Source organism: Phenylobacterium sp. (assembly GCF_004799515.1).
Taxonomy (GTDB): Bacteria; Pseudomonadota; Alphaproteobacteria; order Caulobacterales; family Caulobacteraceae; genus Phenylobacterium.
Genome location: NZ_SSMX01000026.1, coordinates 476,812 through 500,349, shown reverse-complemented (window position 1 = coordinate 500,349; position 23,538 = coordinate 476,812). Strand labels below are relative to the sequence as shown.

The 23,538-nt window shown below is 65.1% G+C and carries 26 protein-coding genes and 2 pseudogenes; 15 read left to right on the top strand and 13 right to left on the bottom strand.

The window, feature by feature from the left end:
- The 3 genes and pseudogenes from E8A49_RS11855 to E8A49_RS11845 all read right to left on the bottom strand — a co-directional run.
- A pseudogene (locus tag E8A49_RS11855) lies at positions 1-260 on the bottom strand (hypothetical protein); the annotation flags it as partial.
- 171 nt (positions 261-431) lie between these two features.
- A complete protein-coding gene (locus tag E8A49_RS11850; protein WP_293381016.1) occupies positions 432-1,235 on the bottom strand; it encodes a transglutaminase family protein in 804 nt (267 codons plus the stop codon).
- A gap of 15 nt (positions 1,236-1,250) precedes the next feature.
- Positions 1,251-2,171: a transglutaminase family protein gene (locus tag E8A49_RS11845; protein WP_293381013.1), complete on the bottom strand. Its 921-nt coding sequence runs from the start codon at positions 2,169-2,171 to the stop codon at positions 1,251-1,253.
- Between the two features lie 74 nt (positions 2,172-2,245).
- Here E8A49_RS11845 and E8A49_RS11840 point away from each other — a divergent pair, with 74 nt between their 5' ends.
- From E8A49_RS11840 to E8A49_RS11825, 4 genes are all read left to right on the top strand, one after another.
- Positions 2,246-2,965: an N-formylglutamate amidohydrolase gene (locus E8A49_RS11840; protein WP_293381010.1), complete on the top strand. Its 720-nt coding sequence runs from the start codon at positions 2,246-2,248 to the stop codon at positions 2,963-2,965.
- Between the two features lie 73 nt (positions 2,966-3,038).
- The gene (locus E8A49_RS11835; RefSeq protein WP_293381008.1) at positions 3,039-3,476 is read left to right on the top strand and encodes a VOC family protein; all 438 of its coding nucleotides are present in this window, start codon (positions 3,039-3,041) and stop codon (positions 3,474-3,476) included.
- A gap of 78 nt (positions 3,477-3,554) precedes the next feature.
- Positions 3,555-4,238, top strand: coding sequence for a superoxide dismutase (locus E8A49_RS11830; RefSeq protein WP_293381005.1), 684 nt, complete (start codon positions 3,555-3,557; stop codon positions 4,236-4,238).
- 174 nt (positions 4,239-4,412) lie between these two features.
- Positions 4,413-5,021 (top strand): ParA family protein, encoded by a 609-nt coding sequence (locus E8A49_RS11825; protein ID WP_293381002.1) that lies wholly within the window; start codon positions 4,413-4,415, stop codon positions 5,019-5,021.
- Here the strand turns inward: E8A49_RS11825 and E8A49_RS11820 are convergent.
- Positions 5,018-6,022 (bottom strand): sugar phosphate isomerase/epimerase, encoded by a 1,005-nt coding sequence (locus tag E8A49_RS11820; RefSeq protein WP_293380999.1) that lies wholly within the window; start codon positions 6,020-6,022, stop codon positions 5,018-5,020. The genes E8A49_RS11825 and E8A49_RS11820 overlap by 4 nt on opposite strands.
- Here E8A49_RS11820 and E8A49_RS11815 point away from each other — a divergent pair.
- From E8A49_RS11815 to E8A49_RS11800, 4 genes are all read left to right on the top strand, one after another.
- Entirely contained in the window at positions 6,021-6,935 is a 915-nt protein-coding gene (locus tag E8A49_RS11815; RefSeq protein WP_293380996.1) for a sugar kinase, read from the top strand. The genes E8A49_RS11820 and E8A49_RS11815 overlap by 2 nt on opposite strands.
- A 377-nt stretch (positions 6,936-7,312) precedes the next feature.
- A complete protein-coding gene (locus tag E8A49_RS11810; protein ID WP_293380993.1) occupies positions 7,313-9,232 on the top strand; it encodes a PatA/PatG family cyanobactin maturation protease in 1,920 nt (639 codons plus the stop codon).
- A gap of 40 nt (positions 9,233-9,272) precedes the next feature.
- Positions 9,273-9,482 (top strand): hypothetical protein, encoded by a 210-nt coding sequence (locus tag E8A49_RS11805; protein ID WP_293380990.1) that lies wholly within the window; start codon positions 9,273-9,275, stop codon positions 9,480-9,482.
- Between the two features lie 123 nt (positions 9,483-9,605).
- Positions 9,606-9,782, top strand: a complete 177-nt coding sequence (locus E8A49_RS11800) for a hypothetical protein (protein WP_293380988.1) — start codon at positions 9,606-9,608, stop codon at positions 9,780-9,782.
- An 80-nt stretch (positions 9,783-9,862) separates the two neighbouring features.
- Here E8A49_RS11800 and E8A49_RS11795 read toward each other — a convergent pair whose 3' ends face one another.
- From E8A49_RS11795 to E8A49_RS11785, 3 genes are all read right to left on the bottom strand, one after another.
- Positions 9,863-10,942 (bottom strand): hypothetical protein, encoded by a 1,080-nt coding sequence (locus E8A49_RS11795; RefSeq protein ID WP_293380985.1) that lies wholly within the window; start codon positions 10,940-10,942, stop codon positions 9,863-9,865.
- Positions 10,943-11,379: 437 nt separating this feature from the next.
- Complete coding sequence (locus E8A49_RS11790) at positions 11,380-11,886, bottom strand: RES domain-containing protein (RefSeq protein WP_293380982.1); 507 nt, start codon at positions 11,884-11,886, stop codon at positions 11,380-11,382.
- A complete protein-coding gene (locus E8A49_RS11785; protein ID WP_293380979.1) occupies positions 11,883-12,362 on the bottom strand; it encodes an antitoxin Xre/MbcA/ParS toxin-binding domain-containing protein in 480 nt (159 codons plus the stop codon). The genes E8A49_RS11790 and E8A49_RS11785 overlap by 4 nt, the downstream gene beginning before the upstream one ends.
- A 130-nt stretch (positions 12,363-12,492) precedes the next feature.
- Here E8A49_RS11785 and E8A49_RS11780 point away from each other — a divergent pair, with 130 nt between their 5' ends.
- Positions 12,493-13,893 (top strand): recombinase family protein, encoded by a 1,401-nt coding sequence (locus E8A49_RS11780; protein ID WP_293380976.1) that lies wholly within the window; start codon positions 12,493-12,495, stop codon positions 13,891-13,893.
- Here the strand turns inward: E8A49_RS11780 and E8A49_RS11775 are convergent.
- Complete coding sequence (locus E8A49_RS11775; RefSeq protein WP_293380973.1) at positions 13,869-14,147, bottom strand: helix-turn-helix transcriptional regulator; 279 nt, start codon at positions 14,145-14,147, stop codon at positions 13,869-13,871. The two genes, E8A49_RS11780 and E8A49_RS11775, sit on opposite strands and share 25 nt — an antisense overlap.
- Positions 14,148-14,262: 115 nt before the next feature.
- Positions 14,263-16,581 (bottom strand): Ti-type conjugative transfer relaxase TraA, encoded by a 2,319-nt coding sequence (gene traA / locus E8A49_RS11770; protein ID WP_293380970.1) that lies wholly within the window; start codon positions 16,579-16,581, stop codon positions 14,263-14,265.
- 153 nt (positions 16,582-16,734) lie between these two features.
- Between traA and E8A49_RS11765 the strand changes: the two genes are divergently transcribed.
- The 6 genes and pseudogenes from E8A49_RS11765 (at position 16,735) to E8A49_RS11745 (ending at position 20,541) form a co-directional block, all read left to right on the top strand.
- Complete coding sequence (locus E8A49_RS11765; RefSeq protein WP_293380967.1) at positions 16,735-17,049, top strand: conjugal transfer protein TraD; 315 nt, start codon at positions 16,735-16,737, stop codon at positions 17,047-17,049.
- Entirely contained in the window at positions 16,985-17,329 is a 345-nt protein-coding gene (locus E8A49_RS23195; protein ID WP_366928812.1) for a conjugal transfer protein TraD, read from the top strand. The genes E8A49_RS11765 and E8A49_RS23195 overlap by 65 nt, the downstream gene beginning before the upstream one ends.
- The gene (locus E8A49_RS11755) at positions 17,277-18,905 is read left to right on the top strand and encodes a type IV secretory system conjugative DNA transfer family protein (protein WP_293380964.1); all 1,629 of its coding nucleotides are present in this window, start codon (positions 17,277-17,279) and stop codon (positions 18,903-18,905) included. Before E8A49_RS23195 ends, E8A49_RS11755 begins: the two co-directional genes overlap by 53 nt.
- A 114-nt stretch (positions 18,906-19,019) precedes the next feature.
- Positions 19,020-19,541: an RNA polymerase sigma factor gene (locus E8A49_RS11750; RefSeq protein WP_293380961.1), complete on the top strand. Its 522-nt coding sequence runs from the start codon at positions 19,020-19,022 to the stop codon at positions 19,539-19,541.
- 4 nt (positions 19,542-19,545) lie between these two features.
- Positions 19,546-19,704, top strand: a pseudogene (locus tag E8A49_RS23190) (DUF4880 domain-containing protein); the annotation flags it as partial.
- Positions 19,705-19,854: 150 nt separating this feature from the next.
- Entirely contained in the window at positions 19,855-20,541 is a 687-nt protein-coding gene (locus E8A49_RS11745; RefSeq protein ID WP_293380958.1) for a FecR family protein, read from the top strand.
- Positions 20,542-20,638: 97 nt separating this feature from the next.
- Here E8A49_RS11745 and E8A49_RS11740 read toward each other — a convergent pair whose 3' ends face one another.
- From E8A49_RS11740 to E8A49_RS11725, 4 genes are all read right to left on the bottom strand, one after another.
- Positions 20,639-20,983 (bottom strand): DUF3768 domain-containing protein, encoded by a 345-nt coding sequence (locus E8A49_RS11740; RefSeq protein ID WP_293380955.1) that lies wholly within the window; start codon positions 20,981-20,983, stop codon positions 20,639-20,641.
- Complete coding sequence (locus E8A49_RS11735) at positions 20,980-21,201, bottom strand: hypothetical protein (RefSeq protein WP_293380953.1); 222 nt, start codon at positions 21,199-21,201, stop codon at positions 20,980-20,982. Before E8A49_RS11735 ends, E8A49_RS11740 begins: the two co-directional genes overlap by 4 nt.
- A gap of 605 nt (positions 21,202-21,806) precedes the next feature.
- Entirely contained in the window at positions 21,807-23,036 is a 1,230-nt protein-coding gene (locus tag E8A49_RS11730; protein ID WP_293380950.1) for a nucleoside triphosphate pyrophosphohydrolase family protein, read from the bottom strand.
- The gene (locus E8A49_RS11725; protein ID WP_293380947.1) at positions 23,036-23,521 is read right to left on the bottom strand and encodes a hypothetical protein; all 486 of its coding nucleotides are present in this window, start codon (positions 23,519-23,521) and stop codon (positions 23,036-23,038) included. Before E8A49_RS11725 ends, E8A49_RS11730 begins: the two co-directional genes overlap by 1 nt.
- Between the last annotated feature and the right edge of the window lie 17 nt (positions 23,522-23,538).

Genomic DNA, 23,538 nt, shown 5'->3' with positions numbered 1-23,538 from the left:
TGGCGCTGCATCACCGCGTCGCCGTTCTGCTGGGTCACCAGCACGATCGCCGGGGCGTCGCCCAGGCGATAGAGTTCGTGGGCCTCCAGGTTCTGGTCGACCAGCATGAAGTTGTCGACCCGCGCCGGTGTCGCCGCCGCCGTCGCCGACACGCCCGAGGCGTGGTTCAGCGCGCTCGTCGCCGTCTGGTCGCTGGTGCAGCCCACCAGGGCCGCGGTGCTGGCCAGAAGCGCCAGAATGCCGAATTTGCCGCCGTTCATCGGATAGCTCCCCAAAAAGACTTCGGCGCAACGCCGAATGGCCGCCTGGCGGGGCCACGCGACTTACGTCGTATATGCCCCAACCACGTTACACGATTGTTGCCGCGCTGGCCTGCGGCGACGTGTCATTGGTTGGTCGCCGCCGCCTCGGGATTCGGATGCGGCGCGGACTCAGGAAAGTTCTTCGGTGATCACCTTGAAGCCAGCCAGGACGTTGGGACCGAAGCTGGTGGTGATCGCGGCGTCCGTGGCGTCGCGGCCGCGGGCCATCAGGATGCGGCCGATCCGCGGCTTGTTGTGGCGCGCGTCCAGGATGTGCCAGCGGTCGCCCAGATAGACCTCGAACCAGGCGCTGAAGTCCATCTCGCCCACCACCGGCACACCGATGTCGCCCAGGTAGCCGGTGCAATAGCGCGCCGGGATGTTCATGCAGCGGCACAGGGTGATCGCCAGGTGGGCGTAGTCGCGGCAGACGCCCAGCCGCTCCTCGTGCGCCTCGAAGGCGGTCTTGGTCGGCCGGGCGTGCTCGTAGCCGAAGGTGATGCGCTCGTGGGCGTATTTGACGATCGCCTGGGCGCGGCCCCAGCCGGGCGGGATGTCGCCGAACAGCCGCCAGGCCAGGTCGCTCAGGTGTTCGGTCTCGCAGTAGCGGCTGGCCAGCAGGAAGACGATCACGTCGTTGGGCAGGTTCTCTACCGGATGCTGCACCGCCTCGGGGCTGACCGGATCCGGCGCGCCGCTGTCGCGCACCACGAAGTCCGCCGACAGCACTGTGCGCCCCGGCGGCAGGACGATGCGGCTGCAGAGGTTGCCGAAGCCGTCATGGTACTGGGTCACCGGCGCGTAGGGCTCGGTGCGCAGGACGTCAGGCGTCTCGAGATCCTGATAGCGCGAGGAGTGCACGTTCAGCAGGGCGAGCATGGGCGTCGGCTGCGGACACTCGTAGGTGATCTCGTAGCCAGCTCGGATGCGCATGGGGGTCCTTCGGGGTCAGCGTCCCTGCGCAACTCGCCGCAACGGCGCCGGTTGCGCCGCCGCTGCGTCTTCCACCGAAACCTCAACCTCGACGTCCATGCCGAGGTAGTCCCGAGGCAGGCCTGACCAGGTTCCGTGCAGCGGCGTGGCCTGGCGCGGATCCCGGGCGATGGCCACGCGCACCAGGTCGGCGTTGCCGACGATGCCGTTGGTGGGGTCGAACTCCACCCAGCCGCAGTCCGGCAGGAAGACCCGCGCCCAGGCGTGGGTGTGGCCGCCGCCGGTGCGCCCGGCCTTCAGAGAGGATGAATAGACGTAGCCGGACACGAACCGCGCCGCGAAGCCCAGGCTGCGCACCGCCTCGATCATCAGCATGGCGAAGTCGCGGCAGCTGCCGGTCCCGAGCTTCAGGGTCTCCAGCGGCGCCTGCGGCGCGCCGGTCAGGCGTGTGCCATAGGCGAACTCCGAATGGATCGCATGGGTCATGTCGCTCAAGAGCATGCGCAGCGGCGTGGAACCGCCGCGCCGCAGGAAGCGCCGCGCCCAGGCCTCCAGCTCACCGCCCGGATCGGCGTACTGCCGCTCCATCGACCGCGCCAGGTCCGGCAGGTCCTCAGGGCTGTAGGCGAAGGGCAGGCTCGCCGCGTAGAGGTCGCCGCCAGCGTCGAAGGCCGGCTGCGGCGTGTGCTCCAACACCATGCGGCTCTCCGCCGCCAGCCGGTCGGTGCGGCCGGCGAAGCGGGCGATCGCCACGCAGTTGCCGAACACGTCGTGCACGTTGCGCAGGCTCGACGGCTCCGGCGTGATCGACAGCTCCGCCGAGACCAGCCGCTGGTCATAGCTTTCCAGCGGCCGCAGCATCATCCGATGCTCGCCCAGCGCCACCGGATTGCGGTAGCGGTAGGCCGTCAGGTGGCGGATGGAGACCAGGGGCATTGCCGAACGGTGCGGGCGATTCCGTTAACGGGTCCACAGCGCTGCTTGCGCCCGATGAGCGCAGCGTCGCCATTGTGCTGAATCCAGGCGCCGTCTCGCCTTTCCTGCTTCTGGGCGACCATGCGGGCCGAGAAATCCCGCGGTCGCTGGCGGGCTTAGGACTTCCGAAACCGGCGCTCGACCGGCACATCGCCTGGGACATCGGGATCGCGGCCTACGGCGCCCTGCTGAGCCGGGCGCTGGACGCGGCGTTCATCCGCCAGCGCTTCTCGCGCCTGGTCATCGACTGCAACCGCGACCCGAGCCGCCCCGACGCCGTCCCCGAGGTCAGCGACGACGTCGAGATCCCGGGCAACCTGGCGCTCAGCGCCGACGCCCGCCACGCCCGCGTGGCCGAGGTGGCCCGCCCCTATCACGCCGCCATCGCCGCCGAGCTCGACCGGCGCGTCGCGCGCGGCCTGCCGACCACGCTGATCTCGCTGCATTCCTTCACGCCGCGCATGAACGGCCTCGATCGACCATGGCGGTTCGGCGTCCTGCACGCCGACGACAGTCCCTATTCGCGCGCCATCCTCGACCGCCTGCGCGCCGAGCTGGGCCAGGACCTGGTGGGCGACAACCAGCCCTACCGCATGGACGAGGTCGACTTCACCGTGCCCGTCCACGCCGGCCGCCGCGGCCTCGACTACCTGGAGCTGGAAGTCCGCCAGGACCTGCTGGCCGACGCCGCCGGCCAGGCCGAAATCGCCGCCCTCGTCGCCCGCCTGCTGCCCGCCGCGCTCGCCGACCTCTAGGGCCGTTTCTCTAGCCGGGGCCCGGCTTCGCGCGCAGGATGCCTGGACAAGAGCCCTGTCCGGAGGAAACCCCATGAGCGAGACCGCGCCCGCCCCATCTGCCGCAACCAAGACCGCGCCGCCCTCGGCGCGCTTCGGCTTCGTCAAGTTCGTGGTCCGCGACCTGGAGGCCATGCGCGGCTTCTACGAGCGCGCCTTCGGCCTCGCGGTCTCCCAGACCATCGACCTGCCCGACCTCACCGAGCTGGTCATGCGCCGCCCGGGCGAGGAGACCGGCTTCAGCCTGATCCTCTACTGGAACAAGGACGGCCGCGAGACGGCGGTCGGCACGGCGCACGGCCCGCTCGGCCTCTTCGTCCGCGACGTCGACGCCGCCTTCGCCCACGCCGTCAACCAGGGCGCCGCGCCGCATCGCGAACCCTGGGACAGCGGCGACATGCGCGTGGCCTTCGTCCTCGATCCGGAAGGCCGCGTGCTGGAGTTGATCTCGATGATCCGCCCCACCAAATGAGCCTCGCCACCGGCGGTTTTACGAGGAACCGGCCCCCCGCGCCGGCCGTTTGAGTGGCCTCAAACGAGGGTCCCCGCCATGTTCATCCTGCCGAAGCTGCCGTACGACTACGCCGATCTCGAGCCGACCGTCTCGGCCGACACCCTGCACTACCACCACGACAAGCATCACAAGGCCTATGTCGACAAGACCAACGAGCTGGCCCCGAAGGCCGGGCTCGAGGGCCGCACGCTTGAAGAAGTGGTGCGGGAAGCGTCGAGCAAGGGCGACAAGAAGCTGTTCAACAACGCGGCCCAGGCCTGGAACCACGCCTTTTTCTGGGAATGCATGGCGCCGGGCGGCAAGGCCTGCACCGGCCAGTTGAAGGCCGCCCTGGAAAAGACCTTCGGCTCGGTCGACGCCTTCAAGGACGCCTTCGCCGACGAGGGCGTGAACCACTTCGGCTCGGGCTGGGTCTGGCTGGTGACCGGTTCGGACGGGCTGAAGGTGATCTCCACCCACGACGCCGACGACACCCTCGTGAAGGACGGCCTCTTCCCCCTCCTGGTCTGCGACCTGTGGGAACACGCCTACTATCTGGACTACCAGAACGACCGGAAGGGCTTCCTGAAGGCCTGGCTGGACAAGGCGGCCAACTACTTCTTCGCCGAACAACAGATGTTCGCCGCCGACGGCAAGGGCGACGGCTTCCGGTACCCGGCCCCCGGCGCCGCGTCCGGCGAGGCGGCCAACGACACCCCGGCCCCGCAGCCGCAGGCCTAGACCCTAACGGCCTCCTCCTCCCCCGCGGGAGGAGGAGCGCCGGACACGGTCGCGCGGCTGTCACACGCCAAGGTCAAGGTTGTTCTCTTCCCTGGCCCTCCCGGACACGCCCGCCACGCCTCCATGCGCACCATCGCCGTCATCGCGCGCAAGGGAGGGTCGGGAAAGAGCACGGTGGCGCTGCACGTGGCCCTGGCGGCCCAGTTGCGCGGCCGCAAGGTGCTGGTGGCCGACACCGACGCCCAGCGCACCGCGACCCACGTCCTGAAAGGCCGCCGCGCCGCCGGTCCCGAGCTGGCGGAGACCTCCGGCGCCAAGCTCTTCGCCCTGCAGGTCCAGGCGGTGAAGGCCGGCGTCGACCTGATGGTGGTCGACACGCCGGCGGTGGTCGAGGAGGAGATCAGCTACGCCATCGTCGCCGCCGACCTCTGCCTCCTGGTCATCCGCCCGACCTTCGTGGACCTGGCCGCCGCGATCCAGACCGCCTCGATCGTGCGGCGGTTGCGCAAGCCCGCCCTGGTGGTGCTGAACCAGGCGCCGCCGGCCCGCACGGGCGTCGAGACCCCCTCGGTGAAGCGCGCCCTGGAGGCGCTCTTGCTCCTGCGCCTGCCGGTGATCCCGACCCTGCTTCGCGCCCGGCTGAGCTACCAGACCGCCTTCGAATCCGGCCGCTCGGCCGAGGAGCTGGACCCGCCGGGCGAGGCCGGCCGCGAGATGGGCGAGCTCTGGACCTTCGTCGAAGGCTTCCTGTTCGGCCGCCAGGCCGCCGAACGCGCCGGCTAAACTGCGACCACCTTGGCCAGATAGTCGTAGCTGATCTTGATCGCCTCCAGCCGGGGCTTCGCGAACGGCGGCTCCTGTTCGACGAAGAAGCCGCGGACGCCCTCGGCGTAAGCTGCGCCCAGCAGCTTCGGCCAGGGGATGATGCCCGAGCCGACCTCGGTGGGGTCCTGCTGGAAGGCGAAGTTGGGCTTGGTGGTCGCCTTGATGTCCTTCACGTGCATCTGGATGAAGCGGCCCTTGTAGGTCTTCAAGAGGGCGAAGGGATCGGCGCCCGCCGCCATCACCCAGCCCACGTCCATCTCGAAGGACACCAGCTTGGGATCGGTGTTCTTCAGCAGGATCTCCAACCCCGTCGTCCCACCTACCGGCGCGAACTCGGCGTTATGGTTGTGGTAGCCCATGGTCAGGCCCGCGGCGGTCAGCGCCTTGCCCTTGGCGTTCAGCAGGTCGGCCACCGCCTTCCAGTCGTCGGCGACCATCTGGGCGTGGATCCGGGCGAAGGTGTCGGCGATGGCCTCGCCCGGCCGCGGCTTGGCGTCGATCCGCTCCGGCATGGGCGCGCTCGGCAGGACGATGTGCTGGATGCCCAGCACCCGGGCGTCGGCGATCAGCCGGTCGAGGTCGCCGAGCGTCGGCTCCGGGCCCGAACCCTTGGCCTGCACGTGGCTGCTGGCGCACTTCAGCCCCGCCTTGTCAAGGGCGGCGCGCAGCTGCTGCGGCGTGCGGCCGAGATAGCCCGCCAGCTCCACGGTGCGGTAGCCGATGCGCCCGACCTCGCCCAGCTGGCCGTCCAGGTCGTCACGCAGCGCCGCGCCCAGGGTGTAGAGCTGCAGGCCGATGGGCAGGTCCATCGCCTGGAAGAACGGCGCCTTGCCCGCCCAGGCAAGCGCCGGGCCGGCCAGGGCGCCGGCGGTGAGGCCGCCCAGCGCCGTGAGCACGCCGCGACGCGATAGTAGGCTAGGCTGGCGATGCGAGACGTCGAGGCGGAGCGAATCTGACATGGTGGGCGTCGTGTCCCTGGGCGAATGCATGGTGGAAGTCAGCCTCGCAGGCTCCGGGCGCGCTGTCATCGGCTTTGCGGGCGACGCCTTCAACACCGCGGTCTACCTCAGCCGCCTGGGGGTCCCGGCCGCCTTCGCCACGGCGCTGGGCGATGGCGACCCGTTCAGCGCGGGCATCCTGGCGCTGATGGCCGACGAGGGCGTCTCGGCGGACCTCGTCACCCGCGTTCCCGGCCGCCTGCCCGGCCTCTACGCCATCGCCCGGGACGCGGCCGGCGAACGCAGCTTCTTCTACTGGCGCGACCAGGCGCCCGTGCGCCAGCTCTTCGAGATCGCCGACCTCGCGGCCCTGGCCGCTGCGGCCCGCGGGGCCGACCTCCTCTACCTGACCGGCGTCACCCTGGCGGTGATCGGCGAGGCGGGCCGCGCGGCGCTCTCGGCGATGCTGGGCGAGCTTCGGACGCCCCTCGCCTTCGACCCCAACTACCGCCCGCAGCTCTGGCCGTCGCCGCAGGCCGCCCGCGCCGCCATGGCGGCGGTCATCCCGCGCTGCAGCCTGGTCTCGGCCGGCGGCCCGGACGTCGAGGCCCTGTGGGACAGCCCGCTGGCCGATACCGCCGCCCGCTGGGCCGCCGGCGGCGCCCAGGTGATCGCCCGCCACGCCGACCACAGCCTGGAGATCCACGCCGGCGGCGAGGTCCTGGCCATCGCGGCCCCGCCGCCGATCGAGGCCGTCGACACCACCGGCGCCGGCGACGCCTTCAACGCCGCCTACCTCGCCGTCTGGCTCAAAGGAGAGTCCCCCGGCGCCTGCGCCGCCGCCGGCCAGGCGCTCGCCGCTCAGGTCGTCCGCTTCCCGGGCGCCATCGTCCCGAAGGACGCCATGCCCTCGCGCAGCAGGTCGAACGCATGATGGGTCGCCCGGACGGCGTCCGGGTAGCCGCCCTCGAAACCCTCCTCCCCGGCTGGTTGGGCTGAGCTTGAGGCCAAAGCGCGTGCTCAGCCGATCGTGCGGCGTGAACCTCCCCCTTCACTCGCGCTAAGATTTCAGGTGACACCTCTGCAACTTTATGATGCATTGACCCCGTCGCCTTTCGGGGGGTTCCGGAAGAGTTCGCGATAGCGTCGGCGACCATCAGTCCAATCGTGTGAAGTATCACCGCACAGCAAGTTTGCTGTCGCAGAGTCGGTGAGTACCCAAATTAAACTTATTAGCTCGCGAGGATTCCCTCGCGAGAGAGCCTCTGCGCGGGAGGATGATCGATTACTTCGATTGATATCATCCATGACTTGGCGCGCCGGCTTGGCGGAGGCGATGAGCGCGTCTGCATCGCCGTGCTGGATGGCCCTATCGACCGCGCGCATCCCTGTTTTTCCGGCGCCAATATCACTCAGCTCGACACCCTCGCCGCGGCGGTGACCGACGAACGCGCCCTCGCGCACGGCACGCATGTGGCCAGCATCATCTTCGGCCAGCCGGGAAGCGGCGTCGCCGGCCTCGCGCCCCGGTGCCGCGGACTGCTCGCGCCGATCTTTGGCGGCGGCGGCGAACGGCTGTCCTGCTCGCAGCTCGACCTGGCGCGGGCGATCCTGCTGGCGGTCGAGAACGGTGCCCACATCATCAACATCAGCGGCGGACAGCTGACGCCGTCCAGCGAGCCGGAGCCGGTGCTCGCCCAGGCGATCGCGGCGTGCGCGCGGCGCAACGTGCTGATCGTGGCGGCGGCGGGCAACGACGGCTGCGATTGCCTGCACGTGCCGGCGTGCGCGCCGACGGTGCTGGCGGTCGGGGCGATGGATGACGCGGGCGCGCCGCTTGGCCTCAGCAATTGGGGCGCGGCCTATCGCAGCCGAGGCCTCCTAGCACCCGGCCTGGACGTACCAGGGGCGGCGCCAGGCGGCGGAGTTGGGCGGCGCACAGGGACCAGCTTCGCCGCGCCGATCGTCTCAGGCCTCGCCGGCCTCTTCGCCAGCTGGCGGATCCGCCAGGGCGAGCCGCTGGACCTGCATCGAATCCGCGACGCGCTGATCGCCAGCGCTTCGCCCTGCGACACCGGGGACGGGAACATCCAAGACCGCTGCCTCAGAGGGCGGCTGAACATCCAGGGAGCCATCGACATGTTCGAACGGGAAGAAGCCATCGTGAGCGAAGCCCAATCACTCGCCGCCATCGATCCAATAGCGACCGCGTTCGCCGAGCCGCCTACGACCGAGGCGCGCGCCGTCCATGCCGACGCGCTGACCACCTCCGACGCCGCCCCGGCGACGCCCTTCGCTCTCGGCTCATCGGTTTCGGGACCCACCCTCGCGCAGATCCACCCGTTCGCCGGGGTCACGACCTCGGACTGCGGATGCGGCGGAGGCGTCGGCGCTAAATGCGGTTGCAACCAATCGGAGCCGGCGAAGCCCGCCCATGCCTACGCCCTCGGCCTGATCGGCTACGACTTCGGCTCCGAGGCCCGGCGTGATTCCTTCGCCCAGGCGATGGCGCCCGACGTCAACCAGCCGCTGATCCCGGCGCAGTTGCTCGCCTACCTGGCGGCCAATCCGCAAGAAGCGGCCTCACTGGTCTGGACATTGAACCTCGACGCCACGCCCGTCTACGCCATCCATCCGATGGGCCCCTTCGCCGCGGACGTCTACGCCCGGCTGCGGGAGTTCCTGGAGGGCCAGTTGCACCAGGGCGTCGAGCTGGTCTCGGTCCCCGGCGTCGTCTCGGGCAGCATGCGTCTGATGTCGGGCCAGGTCGTGCCCGTGCTCATCCCGGTGCTGCGTGGCATGTACAGCTGGGCGACGACGCCCCTGGTCAACGCCGTGCTGGGCGAGCGGCCCACCCGCGGCGCCGAAGGCCAGGAGAACTACGACCAGCAGGCGTCCGGCCTGACCGACTTCCTCAACCGCGTCTACTACGACCTGCGCAATCTCGGCATCACCGCCGAAGACCGGGCGCTGAACTATGCCGCGACCAACGCCTTCCAGATCGCCGAGGTCGTGCGCAGCGCGACGCGCGACGAACTCGATCTCGACCACGTCGCCGTGCACCGCAGTCCCGTCTGCCGCCCGGATTCCGAGTGCTACGACGTCGAGGTCTCGTTCTTCAATCCAAGCAACACCCAGGCGGCCAACCGGGTGTTCCGCTTCACCGTCGACGTCAGCGACGTCGTTCCGGTGAGCATCGGCGCAGTGCGCAACTGGACCCGCCGCGCCTAGCCCTCGGGTTACAACCTCCCTCTTCAAAAGGAGAACGCTCATGAGACTTCCGAACTACGCCCCGCCCGTCGCCCGGCGCGCCAGCGCCCACAAACTCTCCGCCGCCTTGCTCGCGTCGGGCTGCGACGTCTGGAAGAAGGTCGCTTGCGCCGGCGCCGTCGCCGGGTGCGTGGCGGTCTGTGCGGGCTCCGACGGCGTCGCGTGTGGAGCCTGCATCGCCGGCCTGGGCGACTGCCGGGACTGCCTCTGAGCTCACCTCCCGCCACCCGCCGAGCTGTCAGCCGCAGCGGGAGCGGTGTCGGCGAGCGTCTCCTCGGAGACATTTCCACCAGCCGACTGGTCGTCCCGCGCCAGTCATCGAGAGGATGAAGTGATGAAGCTTCCAAGCCAAGCCAGGCCGGTCGCCCGCAACCTGGCGCCCTCCGCCGCCGTGAACCAGCCGGGCGTCGGCCCGTCGGACTGTTGCGGTTCGGGGAAGTGCTGCGTCGGGGCCTGCCTGCCCTTTATCGGCTGCGCGGGCGCCTGCGTCCCGAACATCGGCCAGTGCTAGCCATCGCCGGCTGACGCGGCGCGGGCGGAGGGTCGCTCCTCCGCCCGTTGCCCGCCTCGCGCCCTGGTGCGGGCGGCCGCCTATTTCTTGATCGCGTTCGGTATGGTGGAGAACGTCGTGCTGTTTGGGATTGGGGACTTAAATATCAGGACGTTGTCGTTGAGCTTTGAGGCGGAAGTCGAGGTCGACGATGACCCTGCTGTCGCACCCTCGGCATCATGGATCAGGAAGACAAATTTCTGGAGGCACCCGGCCGCCAAGCCTCGGGCATCCATCCACAAATTCGGGTGGCCGTACTGGGATAGCGAAATGGCGTTGTCGCCGAAATCAGATTTATTGGTCGTCACCTTCAGGCATAAATCATGGAAATTGCCAACATCCATCTCTGCCCGCGTCGTCCATTTCATCTTCTTTTCTTTATAGTACGGATCCGGAATCTTCTTAACGGAGTCTATCTTATACGCGACTATCACATCTTCCAGGCTCGCTTGCGGATTCTCCATCTTAAATAGCTTCACATAGTCACCAAACGATATATTCACCGGACTGTCTATCATTGGGATATCGTTGGATTCTTCATATCCAGATCTAAGTCGCGACGCATAGTTGTACAGTTTTGTTAGTTTACGGAGATCGTCGCCATCGGTTATCACTTGTATAGTCCAATTCTGACTCCACTGATCAGCAAACGGCACGCTGAAATTTCTCGAAAAGACCTTTTGCACCTCGTTCGCAATCCCGACCGTGGTGGCTGCGGCCGTAGAAACCGCTTGTGATGGCGTCAACGCGCCGTTCGCGATCATTGAGGTCGTGGCAACGGTTGGCTGGTTGCTCGACGTGGTCGTTACGGTGGATTGTCCCGTATTTGAAGAACCATACTGCATCTGCGGGGTCACGGTATACTGTGTAGACGCCTGGCCTCCACTGACAATAATCTGGGATGGAATGGCATTCGCGCTCCGCCTTGGGTCTAAAAATACGGAAATATTGTCTAATACTTGCGCGATATCCATTCCCGCCGTGGATTGATTGAGATTTCGCGTATCGGCGTTTAACTGCGTCGAGGCGCAACCGCTCGTCAACGCAGCCAAGCAAACCCCGCCGCAAGCCACGACGCGTCGCGCTATCCGAGACCGAAGTCCCGCCGCGTGGAAACCCATGGTCACCCCCGTGCCATCAGCCGCCCGCTCGGCTGAAATCTCGCTCCGGTTGTAGCTTAGCTTGTTTCTCGGACCGCGCAACCGAGGCAAAACGCGGTTCTCTCGATACGGCGCGAGACGAGCTGGGTCTCCCCCCCACCGCGCCGCAGAGCTAGCCGCGCAGCGATCGACCAAGTGGGCGTCCGGCCCCGTTACGGGCGGCGGTGGGCCCAAACTCATTGAGGGAGATGGTGCAGGCGGCCGGGGTCGAACCGGCACTCCGTGAGGAAGCGGATTTTAAGTCGCACAAGTCTCCATTAATTCCTTGATTATAAACACTATTTATTCCACCTCAAGCCCACTGTGTAAGAAAGTGTGTAACTCCTGGCGGCTTCCGCAGCCTGCTGCAGCAAGTTCCGACGGAGAGAAGGGCACTCGTCGACGAACCGCGCTTCCGATCATGCGCTTGGCGGGTGAAGCCGCGGATCGAGGGCGAAGGGCTCCTGGACGATGTCGGTATAGGAACCTTGATTGGCGGCCGGCGTGAAGATCACGTTCCAGCTGTGGGTTGAAACCACGCTTGGGATGAGCACGAACGGATGGGCTTGCAGCAGCGCATCGCCGAACGCTTGTTGGCCGGCGCTCGGAATCCCCGGGCGCAGCCAGTTTGGGTTTGGCACGTCAGTCGCGTGGACGATGTGGACCGCGCCCGCATCTACGATTGTCGCTGCGGTTAGGACGTGAGGTGTGGTGTCGAGAACGCGGAAGCCCTTGTGGACCGCAACCTCCAGGATCGCGGTGGCAGGATCGAGGGCCGCATAGACGGCTCTGACCCCGGCCGAACTCCAGCGACCGCCGACTTGGAAACTGCCTTCGCCGCTGTCCCACGTGTCCGCATAAACAGCCTGGTCCAGGCGCCAAAGGACTATGGCACCTTGCCCCAGCGGTGGCGGCAAGGGCGTCACGCGTAGACGCCGTACTCGATCCTCGTGAGGTGGGTCTCGATCATGTCGATCCCCGCCGGAGTCGAGAGCAGATCAATTGGACGGCGCTGATCGAGGCCGATCGCTGGCTCCTGAAGCCATTGCTCTGCCGACTCTTGAGATCCGAACAGCTTCGTCGCCCGCCCAAGAATTTCCGCGAACTTCCAAACGCGTCCGCTTTGTTCGCGGCTGAGCGGCTTTTGCCCCGCCTGCTTTTTCCAGCGGAAATAGGTACGCGAACTGATCCCGACCGCGAGTTCGAGGGCTTCAGTTGAATGTCGCAGGATCGGGACGCTGGTGACGAGGTGAGTGAAGGCGTTCACGGGAAGTCCAGCGTGCAGCAGGTCATGGGTGTCGAGGGGGGTGCGAAATTTCCAATGAAGGGTGCGTTGCCCTCCCAGCAACTCTAGCGTCTTCGCGAATTCCGCGCCTTCGATGGTCGGTTCAGCAATCGCCATTAGTCGCTCCGCCATGCGTCAGTTATAAAGTGTCATCTGTCGCTACGGGTTTCAAGCGAGGACCGACCGGGCACCCAGTTTAGCAAATCCGGGATGGTCGGATCCTCGGCTCGTCCGAGGAGATTCAAAAATGCGCGCCGCCCAGTATGTCCGGATGTCTACAGAGCGGCAGGACTTCTCGCCCGACGTTCAGATGGCAACGAACGCGGCCTACGCCCTCGAACGAGGATACAGCCTCGTGCAAACCTATTCTGATGAGGGGGTCAGCGGTCTCGGCATTGAAAAGCGCGCGGGCCTCCAACGATTGATCGCCGATGTTGTTTCAGGCGATCCCGGTTTCGACGTCATCCTGGTGTACGACGTCAGCCGGTGGGGCCGTTTTCAAAATCCCGACCAGGCCGCCCACTACGAGTTCTTGTGTCGTGAGGCAGGTGTGATGGTGGAATACACCGTCGAGCCTTTCGAAAACAACGACACCATGACGGCGTCGCTGATCAAACACATCAAGCGAGCGATGGCCGCCGAATACAGTCGTGACCTCTCCGCGAAGACTCGACGCGCCCAGGCCCATCTTCGAGGCTTGGGCTACTGGATGGGCGGCGAGCCCGGCTACGGATTGCGGCGCCAGAGCGTGACGCGGTCGGGAAAAGCGCTCGGGACGCTGGAAGCGGGACAGGTGACTCAATGGACCCAGCGCGGAAGAGCGCGCACTGTCCTGATCTGGGGGCCATCTGAAGAGGTTGAAGCGGTTAGACGGATATATCGGCTGTTCCTGGCCCGAAGATCCTTTGACGCAATCACCGCGAACTTGGCGACTGAGGGACTGACTGCCGAATGCGGGAGACCGTGGACCCACGCGGCCCTGAGGGGAATTCTGAGGAACGAAAAGTACGCGGGGACGCACGTCCTCGGAAAACAGCGCTGCGTTCTCGGAAAGGTCTCGAAGGAACCCCAGGCGAACTGGCTGCGAGTACCGACCAGCTTCCCCCCGATTGTCAGTCGCCGCACATTTCGAGCCGCTCAGAAGGAATTTTCGAGAAGACGAAGGCCGATAGAGCGGCAGGCGCTGATCGACGACCTACAGCGAGTGCTGCAATCCGAGGGTAGGCTCTCGCAGGCGATCATCGACAAATCGAGCCGCTACAGTTCCCAGGCCTATTTGCGGTTCGGCGGGTTGCTGGAGACCTATCAGCTTGTTGGCTACGTGCCCCCCGAAAGGGCCGTTCAAGGCCAGTCCGCTGCCCGCGTCAGGTTCAGTGGGCTCGGTAGCTGGCCCCACGTCTCGGATGAAGAGGTCATTGCGAGACTACAACGACTTCTCGAAAGGGAAGGTAAGCTCACGATCCGAGCCATAGTCCGCGAGCCAGACATCCCGCCTATCGAGGTCTGCCGCCGGCGGTTCGGCGACCTTGAGCACCTCTATGCGCTCGCCGGCTACACCCCTGCGCCGGGTCAGCTCAACAAGATGCGCACCTGGCAGGCGCGGCGCAGCGCGGGATCAAGAAATCAGGCGGTCCGTCCGACTGAGTGAAAATCAAGTAAGCCCTGTTCTCGGGCGCGCATCACGGCCTGAATGCGGGTTCGAACCCCGAAAACCGCACAGGCCTTCTCAAGGTGCTCCTCAACTGTGCGCCGAGAGATTCCCAGGATCTGGCCGATGTCTCGGGCGCTCTTGCCCTCGCCGGTCCAAGCCAGGCATTCGAGCTGCCGATGCGTCAGCGCGTCTGCCTTTTCGGGCTGCCGTCGGCCGCCCTGTTCCACACCACCAGACAAGTTGATCGACACAGGCCCTCCTGCGCAGCCAAAACTCGCGAACACACAACTAAACCGAGAATTCGCGTCAACGTTCCACCTTGGAGTTTCGCCTAGGCGGCAGCGCTCGGGTCGGCGCTGGGAGAGTCTACCGGGACCGCTCTCGCTCGCGTTCGTTGTCGACGTGACCGCGTTCAGCCGACTGCTGCAGTGACGCCGTTTCCAAGCCCACGTTTCGCCCAAGGGCCTCACTTGGACCCAGGGCATTTTGCGGTGCGCCTGGATAGTCCAGCGTCGAATCCTTTGCGCGTTCGCGCCCGAGCGATGTGCGCAGGGCGCCGCCGTCCGGCAGCTCGTCCTCGCCGTAGTGGAGCGACAAGCTCTCACGATGCCGGCTAAGGGCGACGTAGGCGGCGTGCCTGTCCATGTTTCGGGACGCGACGACATGGGCGTGATCGACCGTCGAGCCTTGAGCTTTGTGGATGGTCGTGGCGTACCCGTGGTCGATTGCCGCGTAGTCCTTCGTGTCGAACGAGACGCGGGTCCCGTTGTCGAGTTGCACCGAAAGCTGACGGCCGGAAATGGCTTCAACGCGCCCCATGGAGCCATTCTTCACACCCATCGAACGTTCGTTGCGGAGGAAAAGCAGGCGGTCGCCCGCAGAGAAGCTTCGGGCGCCCTGCTCCGTCTCGACTTCATGATGCTCACCGAGTTCACCTGCCTCCGACAGCCGGTCCCTCGCCAGCCTGTTGAGCTCCTTCGCATCGGCGCGCGTGTAGGCGAGCATTAACTGTAAGGCTGCTGGATCCTCACGTCGGGAGGCCTCCCATGCATCGACAGTTCCTTGGATCGCAGCATCCCTAGTCGAGTAGGCGCTGACCGCGCCTCGGTCCTGATAGGCTTCGACAGCATCGGCCGTCCTGCCGGTCGCCAGATGTCTGGTCGCCTCTCGTTGCCAGTCCTCAGTCTGGCGGTGGACCTGCGTGATCTCCGCAGCGCCGTGTCTCTCTGTGAGAGACCTGAAGGCCGCGCCGGCCTCTTTCGCTTGGAGTTGTTCAGCGTCTCCGACCAACACAACCTTGGCACCGGCGCCTTCAGCGTGAGCCAGGACCCTCTCCATCTGACGCGACCCGACCAAGCCCGCTTCATCAATTACTAGGACATCATCGCTTCCGAGCTGATCATGTCCTCGAGCCCAGGCATGCTCATAACTGGCAAGCGTGCGAGATGTGATGCCAGAACCTGTTTCGAGGTTCTCCGCCGCGATGCCCGAAAGCGCGGCGCCTTTGACACGGTAGCCGTCCGCCTCCCAGGCGGTGCGTGCCGCGCCAAGCATCGCACTCTTGCCTGACCCAGCGTAGCCGACGACCAGCGCCAAATCCCCGGCGCCGACAACGTGACGCGCTGCGTCCAGCTGCTCTTCGGAAAGCCGGAAGCCGCGATCGTCGCTCTGCTCGACGGCATTATCGAGAGTCGAGCTGGTGAGTGAGTGCGCCGCGCGGTCCGCTAGGCGATCTGCACTATGCGACATTGACTGCTCGATGCTGAGCATTTCGCGGCTTGTGAACCGCGCTTCGCCACGCCCATCTCGGCCGAGTGCGATCAGCTCCGGCGAAGCATTGACGCCAGCCATCGCCCAATCGAACTGGTCCTTTCCATCGGTATGTCGGTGAATAAATCGGGCAAGGTCGTGTGCGGTGAACGTCGCCTGTTGTTGGGTGATGGCGTGGAGCGCCACGCGCGGCTCCGCGATGATCCGTTCGCCATTTCGACGGGAGATATCTCGATGCTCGGCGAGCCGTTCCGCATCCTCACCTCGGTCCTCGCGCCGCGCTGATACGGCTCCGATCTTGTGCTGAGGCTCAAGCTCGATGCCCTGGTCCTTCAGGGTGCGGTGATCGACCCGAGCGTCGATTCCGAGTTCGGAAAGGCGCTCGTTGACCTGCTCTGACCAGGCAGATCGCCAATGCTCCAATAGCTCGGTGCGATTCCAATCGCGGGCCTTAGCGCCGAATCCTTCGGGTCCAATCTCTCGCAAACCAAGCATGACGTGCGCATGAGGCTTGGACATTCCATCAGCGCCAACATCCCAATGGACGTTGAGATCGGCGACCATGCCGCGGTCGACGAACTCGCGACGTACGAAGTCCCGAGCTAGGCCGATACCTTCTTCGTAATTCAGTTCGCGGGGGATCGCGAACTCGATCTCGCGCGCGAGCTGGGCGTCCTTTCTAACCTCTCGCGCCTCGACCTCATTCCACAGCACCTCTCTGTCCTGCCACCGATCAGGCGCATCGGACGGCGAGAGGATTTCCGAATGAACAACGCCGGCTTTGTTTGTGAAGTCGTGGGACCTGCCCAACCGCTTATCATGTAGTCTGGACGCCGAGCGATACGCCGCAGCGGCTACGGCGCTGGAGCCCTTTGCCCGGCTGATGACCTTCGCGCTGAAGTGGAAGACTGCCACTTAGGCACCCTCAACGCCGAACGTCGGAACGACGTATAAGCGCGCACTCAGACCTTCGGCCGTTCGTGACCGCAGCCCAACCCGGAACCTTACGGGGCGCTCCCGCCGGCGCATTGGAGCAACCTAGGGACAGGACACGGTTAGAGGTCAGACATGCGGAAGCCTCGCGATCTGGATGCCGAGTTGGAGGCGCTGAACCAGCGCGCGAAGGCCCTGAAAAGCCGCCGGGTCATCCAGTTCGGAGAGCTGGTTGTCGCGACCGGCGCCGATCACCTTGATCCTGAAACGCTGGTCGGCGCCCTGCTGTCCGCAGTGTCGAGCGCCCCTACCGAACACACTGCCTGGCGCGAACAGGGGGCAGCCTTCTTTCGCCGCGCCCGGGGAGGCCCAGCTTCGGGGCGCGGTGGCAAGTCTTCAGGCGAGCGCGAAAGAGGCGCGTCGAGTGCAGGCGGCGCGCCGCCGTCTTGATGCCCGACGCGCAAGAGCTGATACGCGGAGCTGGGTTGTGGAACGCCGGGATCGCACACGCCGACTGATCGAACTCGGAGGCCTGGTGCAAAAAGCCGGTCTCGTCGACTTGACCGGCGACGACCGCGCCGCCCTGTTGGGTGGCCTGCTGGTCCTCGCTGATCAGCTCGTCGGCCCTGAAAGACAGGAAATAGCCGCGACCTGGCGTCATCGCGGGCGGCGCGCTTTTGAGGCTGACCTTCTCGCGACTGGCAAACAAGACGCGGCCCGTCGTGCCTAGGTTTCTTCAGCTCCCTTTCTTCCTCCTGTTGTTCGTGGTGCTGGGCAATGTGTTGGCTGGCATCCTCGAAATGTTCCTTCGCCCGCCGTCGATCCTACAAGTCCCGATCTCGATTGCTGCCATGGCAGTCAGCGCCTTTGGAGGATGGCTAGTTTGGCGAGGGCGGCCACCGCCTTCTGTCTCTGAGGTTCACGGTACTGCTCACTTCGGCGACCATCAAAAGGCGAGAAAGACACTCGGCGGCGAAGGGCTAATTGTTGGTCGGTCGGATCGCGGCTGGCTCATGCGCTATGCGGGTCCGTCACATCTGCTGACCATCGCTCCGACACGATCGGGCAAAGGTGTGGGCGCCATCATCCCCAACCTTCTAACGGCAGACCGGGCCGTCCTTTGCATTGACCCCAAGGGCGAGAACGCGGCGGCGACCGTCCGCGCTCGCGCGAAATACGGCCCCGTCCATGTGCTCGATCCATTCGAGACCTCGGGCTTCACAAGCGCCTGCTTCAATCCCCTGTCGCGGCTCGACCCGGAGAGCTTGGATGTGGGCGAGGAGGCCGCGCTGATCGCCGAGACGCTGGTGTATGATCCTCCCGACCAAATCAGCGAAGCGCACTGGAATGAGGAAGCGAAGGCGCTCCTCACCGGCTTCATCCTGCATGCGGTCGCGAGCCCGTATGCTGCCCGTCGAAACTTAGCGCATGTCCGGGAACTCATCACCTCCACGCCGGAGAGGCTGGGACTGGAATTCCGTGCGATGCAAGCGTCGGGCGCTGCCCGAGGTCTGGTGGCGCGAGCGGCGAACCGACACCTAGCGAAAGCGGATCGAGAGGCGGCCGGCGTTCTTTCAGCCGCTCAGCGCCACACGCATTTTCTCGACAGCCCAAGAATGACCAGGCTGCTCTCCCAATCGGATTTCAGCTTCGATGAACTCCGCGCCGCTCACGCGACGGTCTTTCTAGTTCTACCGCCCGACCGTCTGGCGACACATGCCCGCTGGCTTCGTCTGATGGTTGCTCATGCATTGGATAGCCTGGCGAAGGCGCGCACGGGCGCCGACGACACCCCGATCCTATTTCTGCTCGATGAGTTCGCGGCGTTGGGGCGCCTTGAGCCTGTCGAGCGGGCGTTCGGATTGATGGCCGGCTACGGCGTGCAACTTTGGCCAATCCTCCAGGACCTGCATCAACTCCGAGCGGCCTACGGCCAGAGCGCCGGCACGTTTCTATCCAATGCCGGCATCCTCCAAATCTTCAATGTCGCCGACATCGATACCGCGACCTGGGTGTCGCGAATGCTCGGGTCAATGACCGAGATGTATCTGTCGTCCGGCTCGACAACGACCTATCCCGCGGGCCAATCGGACCCCACAACGGGAAGCTCGACGAGCTTGAACCTGGCGAAGCGAGACTTACTCACTCCCGATGAGGTCATGCGGATCGATGCCAACTTGATGTTGGTCTTGCGTCCCGGTGAAGCACCGCTCGGGGTGCGCAAGGTGCGTTATTTCGCCGATCCGGAATTTCAGGGGCTCTTCGATTCCGGCCGTCCTGTCGCTGCAATGGCTGTCGCGCCCTAGGACGAAGTGCCGCCACCCGGCCGATATATTCGGAATATAGACTGGACCTTTCGTGGTGCTGAGGCGACGCTCGCAGCGTGAGCGACACCTTCCAGCGCGAGACTGAAGCGCACCATGAAACGTCAAGAGAAGCGTAGCGACGAGGATATTCCCGAGCCTGACGCTCAGGCAGAGGAGCGGCTCGTTGGACTGTACCGAGAGCGCAATTGGCTCGTGCGGTTCATCAGCAAACGGTTTGGGCGCGAATGGGCCGAAGACTGGGCGCAGGAAACTTTCGTTCGAATTGCCGGATCTGGCGTTCAGCAGGTTCGAAACCCACGAGGTTACCTGACAAGGGTCGCGCACCGCGTCGCCATCGACCAACATCGTCGGGCGGCGGTGCGGGGCGGCCACAACCACGCTCGGCTAGAGGAAATTCCTGTCGAGCCTTCCTGCGGGCCGGATCAAGAACAGGCCATTTTGCTCAAGGAAATCGTCCTGTCTCTGCCACCGCATCTGCGCGACACCTTCCTGCTCAGCCGGGTGGCCGGCTTGACCTACGAGCAGATTGCTGAACGGCACGGCCTTGCCGTGAAGACCATTGAGGAGCGGATCACCAAGGCTTTGGCTCACTGCGCTGCCAAACTGCGCGACTAGCACCATGGCAGCGCAGCCGACTGGGAAACAGCGAATAACTCGCCGCGCCCGAAGGGAGGCCGCCGGTTGGCTCACACGTCTGGGGCGACGTTCGATCACGACTGACGACCTGAGATCGTTTCGCGACTGGAGGCGCGATCCGGCGAACAGGGCGTCGTACGCCGAGGTCGACGCCGTGTGGCAGGTGGGCAGCCAGCTTAGGAATGACCCTGAGGTTGCGGACGCAGCGCGGCGAGCGCTGGAGCGTCCGAGCCACCAAAAAGCGCGCGCTCCCGCCCTTACGCCTCTTAGTCTCGCCGTAGCCGCGTGCCTGTTGGTCGTTGTCGGCGCGGGTTCCGGCTGGATGTTTCTCAACCTGCGCACCGTCACCTATGCCACCGGCGTCGGGGAACAGCGGCGCGTCCTGCTGGCCGATGGCTCGCGCCTTAGCCTAGACGCCGACAGCTACTTGAAGGTGCGGATGACCGGTGCCTCGCGTGAGGTGCGCCTCAAGCGCGGACGCGCATTCTTTGATGTCGCCCACGACACCAAGCGGCCGTTCAATGTTGTCTCGGGTCAAACAGAAACGCGCGCAGTCGGGACGCGATTTGGCGTCTCGAATGACAACGGCCTGGTGCGCGTCACGTTGGTGCAGGGCTCCGTCGAGGTACGGACGCGCGCCGACGATGCCGCCCCGGCGACTAAGCTGTCACCAGGGCAACAGCTCATCGCGGACTTGGGGAAACACCAAGAACGCGTGGTGTTGGTGGACGCCGCATCGGCGACAAGCTGGGTCAGCGGGCGCGTAGTCTTTAGGGATACGACTTTGCGAGAGGCGATCTCCGAGGTGAACCGCTACTCGCGGCGCAAGATCGTGCTGGAGCCTTCTGATCTTGGGGCCGCAGCCATCGCGGGAAGCTTCGATGTTGGAGATACCGACTCCTTTGTCACGGGCGTCAGGTCGCTTTTCGATCTCAAGTCCCACACAGGGGACGACGGCAGCATTGTGCTGACCAAGTAGGGAAGCGGTGCGCTGGCGAGCGCGGCGGCCAACCTGCCCTGGCGCCTACTGAAGTGCGGCTGGAGGACGTCGCCGCCAGCCGCACCGGCGCCGACAGCTAGTATTCTGCGGCGAGCATGAGCGTTAGGACCCGCTTGGTCCGCGCTGGATCAGCCGGATCGGGGGACGCGCGGGTTAGGCTCGGATCATAGTAATCAATCTTCCAGAAGAGCCTTTCGCCAATGACCGAGATGACCCCGAAATCGTGCTCGCCGTGGGGATCGTTCGCTGACGAAAAGTCGTCGAAGTTGCGCACCTCGCGAACGGCCAAGGCGATGAAGTCAGAACCCATTGACTGGACGCCGCAGGTGAGCAGCCACTGGCCCCGGGCCGACGAAAACGAACTTCTGAACTGGTCGTTGAGGTCGCGGATGCGGTGGCGGGTTGAGATTGAGGGGGTCATTGCTGACCCGCATCGAGCTGTTCGCGGGCGCTGATTTCCCGCATTACGATGCGGCCCTGGAGCGGCACGGCATCACAGCTGATGTTGAAGCCATGGCCGTCCTTGTTGGGCCAGGCGGCCCCGATGGGCGTCCAGTTGGCGGCGTCACCGTCGCCGAGGACGCGGAAGAGCCGATGGGTGGGCTTGCGGCCGGGAAGCTTGGGTTGCGGCTGGGGCATTGGAGGTCTTCCTCATATCCGCCGCGGGACCATCCCGCGGCTTCATGGGGAGCCCAGCGGCGACGGCCAAGAAGGCGGCGGTCACACGCCGCGCGCAGCGCGCCCGAAGGGTGTGGAGCTGCACGCAGCGCGCAGCGCGAAGGAAGCGAACAGGGTTGACCGTCGCCGGGCCGGCGCCAAAACGCTAACCACATCGAAGCCAGGGATGGGCCGCGGCGTGTGAGGTTTGACGACTTGTTCTAAGGCCGAGGGTTGATGCGACCGCGTGACCCACGGGTGCCCGACTTCACGCTGTCCACCCATGTCCGGAGCACGCATTCGAGGGAGACGAACGGCCCAAACATCCTCCGCCCCGCTAGGATGGGTTGGAAGCTCTGTCCTAGTTCGGTGATGTCCGGAGATGTCCGGACCTACGGTGTCACGGTGGCTGTAGGCGCTCACCCCCGGGGTCGCGCCCCTTCGGAGCGCGGTTACGCTGGAGGGCCTTTCGGATGCAATGTCCGACATTGTCCGGAGCACCGCCACGATTGACTTCCTACCAGCGACACCGGCCAGGACCGTCCGCGTCTCAAAGCACACGGATGCTTTCGTAGGGGGATACGCGTCTAACCGTGATCTTCACCGGGTGGAGCAACGAGCGGCGTGAACGTGAGCGTGCGGTTCATCAGATTGGCGGTCACCAATCCCCCACGGTGGTGCTGTAGTTCCCGAAACACGGCGAACCCCCTGAGGATCGCCTGTTCCCACATCCATAGCGGTCTGCTCTCGACCTCGTAGCCCTTGACCATCTCTCGGATCGTTCGAAGAAGAGCGAAGTCAACACTTTCCACCTCCTGAAAGGCGTCGTGCCGAACCCCTTCGGCAAAGATCCAGTTCGCGATGCCCTCTTCGGTGATGATCGCCCGAGCGCCGTCCTGATGTTCATCCGTAATCGGATGGCTTTTCCGCTTCACCTTGAGAAGCGCGCGCAGGACCGGAGACCATCCTAGGATCGCAGCGTAGGACAGATGGAAGACGTCATGAAACCGATAGTCGTCCGCGTCCTTGCGATTGTCGGTGAGTCTGTCGCCAATCCGGACTCCATGAAGGGTCTGAATGACAAATCGGGTTCCCCCGACTGACTTCTCGCGGAACGTTACGGGTAGGTCTCGGGGGAGCTTCTCATCATCGTCGCAGTCGTCATCGTAGAGCTGGCCCGCGTCCCTAATTACCGGCCACCTATCGACCGCTTTCTCCAGATTTAGGGCCGCGGCCTGCTCAAGGCTCACGCTGGCGTCGTCGGCCGCAGAAATCAGGACCCGGAAAACCTGTGCGAGATCCTGTAGTGTTAGCGCATCCTCCCCTGCGGAATGAGCATTTGAGCGACGCACCAGATCGCCTGTCCTCGCGGCTAGACGGAGCAGGCTGCGCTCCACGTGCTCCCCTGATGCAGGCTCTTCAAACAGACGCGGTTGTTTCTGCAGCTCAACCCAGGAACTGATCGATCGGGCAAGACGACCAGTATCGGCGGGCGCCGCGGCCGCGACGGCGACATCCTCAAGCTTGAAGCCGAGGTGGGTTACGAGATTGCTGAAATACCAGAGCACGTCGCCCGTCTCTTCGATAGCTGAGCGCGCGTAGGCTCGGTACGCACTTCGATCTCGCTGCTTTTTCTTCAGCTCACTGAGCAGGCTTCCGACTTCCCCGAAGAGACCGAGCAGAAGGTAGTTGGTCTTGCGCTCACCCTGCGCCTGAGAATGCGCCGTTAGCCCAGCGAGATCAGCATACTCGCTGATGAGCAGCGGACCGGTCCCAGTTCGCCCAAACAGGCTGCGCAGATGCGAGACGTCGGGCATCAGTCCTGCACCTGACTTTTTTTCCCTGAGGCTGATGCGTCAGCAGGCGCAGCCGGACCAGCACCTGGAGGGTTCGACTTTCCAGAAGCATGTTCAGGGCCGGCAGGTGTCCCCTTTGGGCAGTTGGGAACAGCGACGGGCTGCGAATTCCAGAGCGGGCGTGGCGTCATCTCGAGTATCGAAAAAGCGAAGATGGCAATGATCAGCAATACGAATGACGTCAGCCACAGCATCGCTGTCGCCCTCGCGCCCGAATAAACGACTCTGCCAAACTCCAGACTGTAGCGACCCTCCGCGAGCCGGATCATGGTGACGACCAACCAACTTAGACTTGCGGCCAACAGAACCGGGGCCGCACCGGGAACCTTAAACGCGGCCGGTTTAAAAAGAGCCTCCTGAGCAGTGACGATCGCCAGAATGGTGCCCAGTGTGTAGAGCACCAAGCGAATTGCGCGGCGCTGCCAGACCCACTTCTCCAGATCCACCCGGATTCGTGACTTCG

Coding starts and splice junctions, on each gene's coding strand:
- E8A49_RS11850 (WP_293381016.1), bottom strand. CDS start 1,235: ATGCGCATCCGAGCTGGCTACGAGATCACCTACGAGTGTCCGCAGCCG.
- E8A49_RS11845 (WP_293381013.1), bottom strand. CDS start 2,171: ATGCCCCTGGTCTCCATCCGCCACCTGACGGCCTACCGCTACCGCAAT.
- E8A49_RS11835 (WP_293381008.1), top strand. CDS start 3,039: ATGAGCGAGACCGCGCCCGCCCCATCTGCCGCAACCAAGACCGCGCCG.
- E8A49_RS11830 (WP_293381005.1), top strand. CDS start 3,555: ATGTTCATCCTGCCGAAGCTGCCGTACGACTACGCCGATCTCGAGCCG.
- E8A49_RS11815 (WP_293380996.1), top strand. CDS start 6,021: ATGGTGGGCGTCGTGTCCCTGGGCGAATGCATGGTGGAAGTCAGCCTC.
- E8A49_RS11820 (WP_293380999.1), bottom strand. CDS start 6,022: ATGTCAGATTCGCTCCGCCTCGACGTCTCGCATCGCCAGCCTAGCCTA.
- E8A49_RS11805 (WP_293380990.1), top strand. CDS start 9,273: ATGAGACTTCCGAACTACGCCCCGCCCGTCGCCCGGCGCGCCAGCGCC.
- E8A49_RS11800 (WP_293380988.1), top strand. CDS start 9,606: ATGAAGCTTCCAAGCCAAGCCAGGCCGGTCGCCCGCAACCTGGCGCCC.
- E8A49_RS11795 (WP_293380985.1), bottom strand. CDS start 10,942: ATGGGTTTCCACGCGGCGGGACTTCGGTCTCGGATAGCGCGACGCGTC.
- E8A49_RS11785 (WP_293380979.1), bottom strand. CDS start 12,362: ATGGCGATTGCTGAACCGACCATCGAAGGCGCGGAATTCGCGAAGACG.
- E8A49_RS11780 (WP_293380976.1), top strand. CDS start 12,493: ATGCGCGCCGCCCAGTATGTCCGGATGTCTACAGAGCGGCAGGACTTC.
- E8A49_RS11765 (WP_293380967.1), top strand. CDS start 16,735: ATGCGGAAGCCTCGCGATCTGGATGCCGAGTTGGAGGCGCTGAACCAG.
- E8A49_RS11750 (WP_293380961.1), top strand. CDS start 19,020: ATGAAACGTCAAGAGAAGCGTAGCGACGAGGATATTCCCGAGCCTGAC.
- E8A49_RS11740 (WP_293380955.1), bottom strand. CDS start 20,983: ATGACCCCCTCAATCTCAACCCGCCACCGCATCCGCGACCTCAACGAC.
- E8A49_RS11735 (WP_293380953.1), bottom strand. CDS start 21,201: ATGCCCCAGCCGCAACCCAAGCTTCCCGGCCGCAAGCCCACCCATCGG.
- E8A49_RS11730 (WP_293380950.1), bottom strand. CDS start 23,036: ATGCCCGACGTCTCGCATCTGCGCAGCCTGTTTGGGCGAACTGGGACC.